The 7,730-nt window shown below is 53.0% G+C and carries 5 protein-coding genes; all 5 read left to right on the forward strand.

The annotated features are described in order from the left end of the window. The first annotated feature begins 22 nt into the window (after positions 1–22). The 5 genes from ACESLM_RS23225 to ACESLM_RS23245 all read left to right on the forward strand — a co-directional run bounded on the left by ACESLM_RS23225 (position 23) and on the right by ACESLM_RS23245 (position 7,607). Entirely contained in the window at positions 23–1,642 is a 1,620-nt protein-coding gene (locus ACESLM_RS23225; protein WP_372634919.1) for an extracellular solute-binding protein, read from the forward strand. Positions 1,643–1,752: 110 nt separating this feature from the next. Next, positions 1,753–2,637, forward strand: a complete 885-nt coding sequence (locus ACESLM_RS23230) for an ABC transporter permease (RefSeq protein ID WP_372634930.1) — start codon at positions 1,753–1,755, stop codon at positions 2,635–2,637. A gap of 28 nt (positions 2,638–2,665) precedes the next feature. Continuing rightward, positions 2,666–3,538, forward strand: a complete 873-nt coding sequence (locus tag ACESLM_RS23235) for a carbohydrate ABC transporter permease (protein WP_372634922.1) — start codon at positions 2,666–2,668, stop codon at positions 3,536–3,538. A gap of 19 nt (positions 3,539–3,557) precedes the next feature. Continuing rightward, positions 3,558–5,324, forward strand: a complete 1,767-nt coding sequence (locus tag ACESLM_RS23240) for a hypothetical protein (RefSeq protein WP_372634925.1) — start codon at positions 3,558–3,560, stop codon at positions 5,322–5,324. A 45-nt stretch (positions 5,325–5,369) separates the two neighbouring features. After that, on the forward strand, positions 5,370–7,607 hold the full coding sequence (locus ACESLM_RS23245; RefSeq protein ID WP_372634928.1) for a glycoside hydrolase family 88/105 protein: 2,238 nt from the start codon (positions 5,370–5,372) through the stop codon (positions 7,605–7,607). Positions 7,608–7,730: the final 123 nt, after the last annotated feature.

Here is a 7,730-nt window from a genome sequence, read left to right on the forward strand (position 1 = left end):
AAAGAAAAGGAGATGGGTAAATTTGAAAAAGAAAGCGCTTAAAAAGTTGTCGGTATCCGTTATTTCTGTAATTGCGGCAGTAAGCCTTATCGCAGGATGCTCAAGCTCGGGTTCGAGCTCGAAGCAGCCGGTGCAAAGCGACGCGGGAGCGGGGACGACTACGCCAGCGACTGCCAAGAAAGACCCGGTTACGATCAAGGTCGAAGTGTTCGACCGCGGCAACTCGCCGGCCGGCATGACGGTAACGAACAATGAACAAACCAAATTCGTAAAAGAAAACTTCACGGCCCAAACAAACATCAATGTGGAATATATACCTGTTCCCCGCTCGCAAGAAGTAGAAAAATTGAATATTTTGATGGCTAGCGGCGACGCGCCGGATATTGTTTTCACATACGACATGAATACGGTTTATAAATACGTGCAACAAGGCGGCTTGACCGAGCTGAGTGAGGTTATCGACAAGTACGGCCCCGATTTGAAAGCTTTCTTGGGCAAGGAAACACTGGATACGGGAATATTCGATAAAGGCCAATACGCTATCCCGGCCAAGCGGGTGTATCTGGGCAAATATTCGTCGATGATCCGTCAGGATTGGCTAGACAAGCTTAGTCTTCCGCTGCCGAAAACGACAGATGAGGTTTACAATGTCTTGAAGGCCTTTAAAGAAAAGGATCCAGGCGGTTTGGGCGCCAAAAATATCCCGCTCGGCTTTACTTTAACCCCTGCTTCATATGAACCGATCATTTGGTCCTTCTTGAAGCAAGGGACGGAAGAAGAACAATATACGCTCACCCAGCAAGTTTCTCATGAAAATATGTTGCTGATGCCGGGGCATAAAGAAGCCGTACAGTTCTTAAATAAATTGTATAACGAAGGCTTGATGAGCCCGGACTTCTCTCTGGATAAGGACCGCAAGAAATTGAGCCAGGACATCACGAACGGAAAGGTTGGCATGTACAGCGAAGATGCCGGAAACTCGTACTTCAACGATGGCGATATCGACGTATTGGCCAAGAATATTGCAAGTGCCAAGCTCACTCCGATTGACCCGTATACGAATGAAGAAGGCAAGCATGCCAAGCCCGCTTACGCTTCGACCGGCATTTACATCATCGTGCCGAAAAACAGCAAGCATGCGGCTGAAGCCGTGCAATACTTGAACTGGATGGCGCAGAAGGACCCCATGTTCACGTTGCGCTTCGGGGTCGAAGGGCAGAACTATACGATGGTTGACGGTTTACCGCAGCTTAAAGATGACGAAGCCACCAAGAACCGGCTTTATAACGCCGGCGATATGATCATGATTTCCAACGGAACGGATTTCGGCAGCTTGGATAAAAATCTGGCAGGGATGGCCTTGACTTACTCCAAACCGTACAGGGACGAATCGAAGGTTGCGCTCATGAACGGCATGCAAGATGGCATTAAGCCTGTTCGCTTCGATCATCCGCTTGCTTCCGAAGCCAAATACGGCAAATCGTTGTCGGATAAATACGAGGAGATTCTTGTGAAGGCCATCATGGCGAAGACTGGCGATTTCAACAAGGTATACGATGACGGCGTGAAGGATTACATGGCAAGCGGCGGGCAGGAAGTGTTGAAAGAAAGACAAGAGGCTTACCAAGCCATGAAGAATTAAAAACCCTTATATGCTTGCAAAAGGCTTCACGCATGAAGGCCTATTGCTTTCATGCGTGAAGCCTTTACAGACCGTGAGGGGAATGGGGAGTGGGAGCGTTGCAGCGATATATGATGAGGTATTGGCAATTGTACGCCATGCTTGCTTGTCCGATCGCTTTTTTCATCGTATTCAAATACATCCCGATGTACGGCGTCACCATCGCCTTTAAGGATTTTAACTTCTTCCAAGGCATTATGAAGAGCAAATGGGTGGGCCTCGAGACGTTCCGCGAGATTTTCAGGATGAAAGATTTTTATACATCCGTTCGAAATACGTTCATGTTGAACTTTCTGGATTTGATCTTCTCATTTCCCGCACCGATCATCTTGGCCATCATGCTGAATGAGGTCCGTGTAGTTTGGTTCAAGAAAATCTCGCAAACGATCCTGTACCTGCCGCATTTTATTTCCTGGATCATTATCGGCGGCATTGTGTATCAGGTTTTCGCCACACATTCCGGACTGGTCAACGAGGTTCTCAGGATAGTCGGCATTCATGCGATTCCGTTTCTATCAGATAAGCATTATTGGCTGTTCACTTACTTGGTGATCGGCATATGGCAAAGCGCGGGCTGGGGGACGATCATTTACTTGGCCGCATTGACGGGAATCAATAAAGAGCTTTACGAGGCGGCGGAGGTGGACGGAGCATCCCGGCTGAAGAAGATCCGGTATATTACGCTTCCTGGGATGAAGCCGACTATCATTACGCTGCTGATTCTGAAGATGGGCGAGATGGTGCATATCGGCTTCGACCGGCCTTTCGTCATCGGTAATATCATGGTTCGGGAATACTCGGAAGTGATCAGCACGTTCGTATACCGAATGGGCTTGCAAAGCGGCAATTATTCCATTGCGACGGCGGTTGGCTTATTCCAGGCGGTAATAGGGCTGTTCTTTGTCATCGCGGCGAATTATATTTCCAAGAAAACTACCGATCAAGGAATCATATAAAGCCTGTTCCGCAGAAAGGAGCATCCCGATGGGCACTCGAACTAAATATGGCTTGCTGGATGTCATCAACCTCGCGATTCTATTTGTTTTTCTTTTGTTGTGCTTGATTCCGTTTTTTCATATCATCGCCATTTCGCTCAGTTCCAATGCGCCGATCATGAGCGGCAAAGTAACGATTTTCCCTATGGAGTTAAACTTTGACGCTTATACGACGGTCATTCATGACAGCACGATGGTCCGTTCGCTGGGATTTACGGTGCTGCTGACCTTATTGTATACGGTACTGTGTATGATCATGACCATCATTGCGGCGTATCCGCTCACGAAGACGAGGCTGAAGGGCAGAAAATTTTTTATGTACTTGATCGTATTTACGATGTTTTTCGGCGGCGGCATCATTCCCGATTATATTCTAGTCAAGGAACTCCATTTGTTGGACAGCATTTGGTCGTTGGTTTTGCCTTCGCTTGTTAATCCGTTTTATTTGATCATCATGATCTCTTTCTTTAACTCGCTCCCGGCAGGGCTTGAGGAATCCGCGGAAATCGACGGAAGCACCTTTGTCGGCATCCTGTGGCGGATTATCCTTCCTCTGTCCATGCCGATCCTGGCTACGTTAAGCCTGTTTTACGCGGTCAACCGCTGGAACGGCTTTTCCGACACGCTGTACTACATTACGAATCCGGATCTGTATCCGTTGCAATTGAAGCTATATCAATTGATTATCAACAGCTCCTCGCCCGAGCTGCAGTTGCAGGAAGGGGCTAACGTTGCGCAAGTGATGCCGGAAAGCCTGAAAGCCGCGAGCATCATGTTCGCTACGATTCCGATTCTGGTCGTGTACCCTTGGCTGCAAAGATATTTCGTCTCGGGGATTATGCTGGGTTCGGTCAAGGGATGATGATTGGGGAGGACAAAAGATGTACGCCAAACTGGTGAAAGTGAACGATCAATGGGTGAGAAATGCCTTGGAGAGACAGGTGCTTGAGCCAAGCAGCCGCTATTACGGGGGCGTGACTGATTTGTTCAGCGGGATTGCTAGACCCAACCATGTGGGTACGGTGAACGAATTGGCGGTTTGGACAACGGCGATCGTGAATCCGGATTCCGCTTATTATCACGATGCCGGGCTGCTCTCGGCCATGGAGCGGTGTGCGGATTTCCTGTTGAACCGACAGCATGGCGACGGCACGATCTCCCTCGGCTCCACGAACTTCCATTCGCCGCCCGATACCGCCTTCGTCATTGATTTGGTCTCGAATATGGTTCGGCTGCTGGAGCAGGAGGGATGGCCGGAGTTCGGCCAGGTGGCGGAGAAGCTGGAGCTGTTCCTGCAGCGGACCCTGCCGGCCATGCTGACCGGCGGCTGCCATACGCCGAACCACCGATGGGTGATCACGGCGGCGCTCGCGCTGCTTTATGAACGCTTCCGGGATCCTGCGCTGCTAGTGAGGGCCGACGAATGGCTGGCCGAAGGGATGGATCTCACCGAAGACGGCGAATGGACGGAGCGGAGCAACGGGATTTACAACGCGGTCAGCGACATGGCGCTGTTTCATGCGGCGCGCGTCTTGCAGCGTCCCGAGCTCCTGGAGCCCGTACGCCGGAATCTGCGCATGATGGTGTATCTGGTTCATCCTTCCGGAGAGGTCGTGACCGATTATTCCGGCCGGCAGGATTACGGGCACGCGGCGACCATGGCGAACTATTTCCTGATCTGCCGCTTAATGGCCGCCCACGACCAGGATCCGTTGTTTGCCGCCATGGCGGACTATGCCTGCTCGTTCCTGATCCGTTCCGGAGAGGCGGACAGCCGGTCGCTGCCGAACGGCCAGGCCATGATGGCCTACTTGCTGTATCCGGAGAGCAGCATCGACGGTTTGGAGCGGGCACCTTTGCCGCAGCAGTACGAGAAAATTCTGAATGCGGGCTATCCGATGAAGGATAATCTGCGCAAGATGGAAGGAGTCGGCCACCACTCGCAAATCCATCACAGCAAGATGCACACGGCGTTCGGCTCGCCGCTTGTGCGTATCCGCGATCAAGAGGATAGCGTGACGATCATGACCGGCGCGCCTTCGTTTTTTTCGCTGCGTCATGGCAAGGCTGATTTGCTTGGCGTGAAGCTGTCTACCTCTTTCTCGCCGGGGATTGTCGCGTTCGACGAGTTCGCTGCCGCGGACGGAGAATACAAGCTGGCCAAGACGATGGAGAAGGGCTATTACGGCCCGGTTCACCGGTCGATGCTGCCGGATTCCCGTGGGATAAACGAGACCAGTCCCTGGTATCTGCTGCCGCACCAAGAACGGCCCTTAACGCATCTGCAGCAGCATCGGCTGGAGGCCCAGGTTTCCCGGGACGGAGAGGAATGGATCTTCCATGTGAAGTCGGACGAACTGGAAGACGTATATACGCAATTGACCTTTATTTTCGGGGCGAACGGCTGCTTGTCCGGGGAAGGATTGGAGCCGGTCAACGGGCACCAGTTTTTCTTCAAAAGCGGTTCGCTTCTCTATACGGAGGGTCAGGATACGATTGAAATTTCGGGCGGCGCATACGAGCATTGGCTGCCGGTACTGCGGGAGGACCGCCATCCGGCCGGGAACGGCTGCCGGTATGCGCATATCAATCTGATCACGCCGTTCGAGCGGACGTTTATCGTACGATTGGGGACGAAGCAGGAGTAATGGACGAATGGCAGCAACGTTCGCGGAAAGGTTGTGACAGGCGGCATGACGAGTTATTTCGATGGCCATGAGAGTATCTATAACCGATTCGGCGAGGACGACGAGGGGATTTTGAAGGTGTTGGCCAACCGGTATATCGGGGCGAACCCGGAGGTTCCATTTACGTTTAGAGTGTTCCATTCTTCGGGTGTCCTGCAGACGGAAGACGGCTTGTATGATCTGAATCTGCTTCCGAAGCTGCCTGACGCGCAAGCGGGGCAATATGCCTATGGGTACGCACTGGTTTGGAGCGACAGCGAACGCAATATGGATCTGGTGCTGAATCCGCTCGGGCCGATTCGATTATTTTTCAACCGGGAACTGATCTACCGCTCCAATGTCATCGACGAGATCAAACCGGATGCGAAGGTGAAGCTGAACCTGGATTTCCGCAAGGGATGGAATAAACTGCTGGTTCAAGCGAAGAAAACAACTTCCGGCTTCGGCTGTTACATGGGAGCGGACGAAGCGAAGGTGCGTATTCTGAACGTTCTGTCTCCCTTCGGCGACAGGAAAGGGCAGAGCGGCTGGATTTATTCCGAGCCCACCTATGACGATCTCGCGGACCGCCTGATCCGGATGGAGCCGTTTGATTCCGAATGGGACAGCGGTTTGGTCTGGTTTCCGAAGATGGCTTGGGACAAGAAAGAAGCTCAGGGCGCGTATGCTTGCGAGCGGTTGTTCGGATTGCTGCCGGGACAGCATGCGTACGCATGGTCGGCCTTGAACATACCGGCGGCGGGCGGGAACGCCTCGTGCGTATTGGAAGGAATAACGGCAGGGCCGCTCCGGATTTGGGTCGGGGACCGATTGGTCGTGGACATGCTCGAAGCGGGCACTTTTCGGCAGGAGATTGTACTGTCAGGCGGGAAGCATCAAGTCGGCGTGAAGAGCACTTGCGGCGAAACCCATTGGGGGTTTGAGCTGGGCGCAAGTGTGGCAGGGTCGGAGGATGCTTTCTCGCAGCCGCATGTTGTGCACGGGACGGAGGCGGTTTGGTTTTATCTCGGTCCGTTCTCCGTTGGTCAAGTTGAGCTTGCGCCGCAGGAGCTGTTTACCGTCGAGCGGATGTTTAACGGCGGCTCAGATAAGGAAGGGCGTCTTATCCAGCGCTATTGGCAGTTGGACGGACCGGCGGCGCGGATTCGGCCCTATTACGAAAACGCGATGTTAAGCAACAAGTGGACGACGAGCGGCTTAACTAATTTCGCCAGATGGGATTATCCGCTCGGGGTGACGATGTACGGTCTCCTCCAGGCGGGCCGATTGCTGGAGCGGCAGGATGTAATTGAATATGCCGTGGCGCATATACGCGCCTGCACGGCGATGTATGAATACTCCCTGTGGGACCGGCAGGTCTACGGCTTCCCTTCGATCAACCAGCAGTTGGTCCTGATCAAGATGCTGGATAACTGCGGATCCTTCGGCTCGGCGATGCTGGAAGCCTATCCGGAATGCGGGGATGAGAGCTTCTTGCGCATCGCGCAGGACATTGCCGACTTTATGACGCACGAGCTGGAGAGGAAACCGGACGGCGCTTTTTACCGCAAATGCATGGGCCAATATTCGGAGAATACGATGTGGGCGGACGATCTGTACATGAGCACGCCCTTTCTCAAGCGGTTTGCAAGCATCACTGGAGATGACCGGTATAAGGAAGAGGCGGTGAAGCAGTTCCACTTGTTCAAGCAGTACTTGTATATGTCCGGGCAGCAGATCATGTCGCATGTGTTCGACTTCAAGTACGGCGTGCCGACGGAGATTCCGTGGGGGCGCGGGAACGGCTGGACGATTTTCTCGCTCAGCGAGTTCCTGGAGTCCTTGCCCGAAGATCATACCGAGAAGCCGTTACTGCTGGAGTTATACAATCAGCTTTGTGCCGGGTATATAGCGCTTCAAGCGGAAAGCGGGCTGTGGCGCCAGATCCTGAACGAGCCGGATGCGTATGAGGAGGCGTCCTGCACGGCCATGTTTACGTATGCGTTCGCCAGAGGGGTTCGCTTCGGCTGGCTGCGGGAGCCCGGCCTCTATGCGGCGGCCGCCATGAAAGGCTGGAGAGGGTTAACCCGCATATCCATCGACAGACACGGCAACGTGCACGGCGTTTGCAGCGGATCGCGGTATTCTTTTGCCTCCGATTACTATATGTACGATCTTCTGACCGTCACCAACGATAATCACGGCATCGGCATCATGCTTCTGGCGGCAGTGGAAATTCTGAAGCTGAAACATAGTCTCGGATGAACCTCCCCTACTTACGCTTCGCTTAGAAGTAGGGGTTTCTTACCAGCCACACCGTTACTTTCTGCAAACAAATAGGTTGACTACTTGCTTTCGCTGCCAGCAGCGGAAATCTAACGGTGTGGT

Source organism: Cohnella sp., assembly GCF_041641335.1.
Taxonomy (GTDB): domain Bacteria; phylum Bacillota; class Bacilli; order Paenibacillales; family Paenibacillaceae; genus Cohnella.

What these genes read in the sequence shown, in the direction of transcription:
- ACESLM_RS23240 (WP_372634925.1), top strand. Translation starts at nt 3,558, where the DNA reads ATGTACGCCAAACTGGTGAAAGTGAACGATCAATGGGTGAGAAATGCC.
- ACESLM_RS23235 (WP_372634922.1), top strand. Translation starts at nt 2,666, where the DNA reads ATGGGCACTCGAACTAAATATGGCTTGCTGGATGTCATCAACCTCGCG.
- ACESLM_RS23245 (WP_372634928.1), top strand. Translation starts at nt 5,370, where the DNA reads ATGACGAGTTATTTCGATGGCCATGAGAGTATCTATAACCGATTCGGC.
- ACESLM_RS23230 (WP_372634930.1), top strand. Translation starts at nt 1,753, where the DNA reads ATGATGAGGTATTGGCAATTGTACGCCATGCTTGCTTGTCCGATCGCT.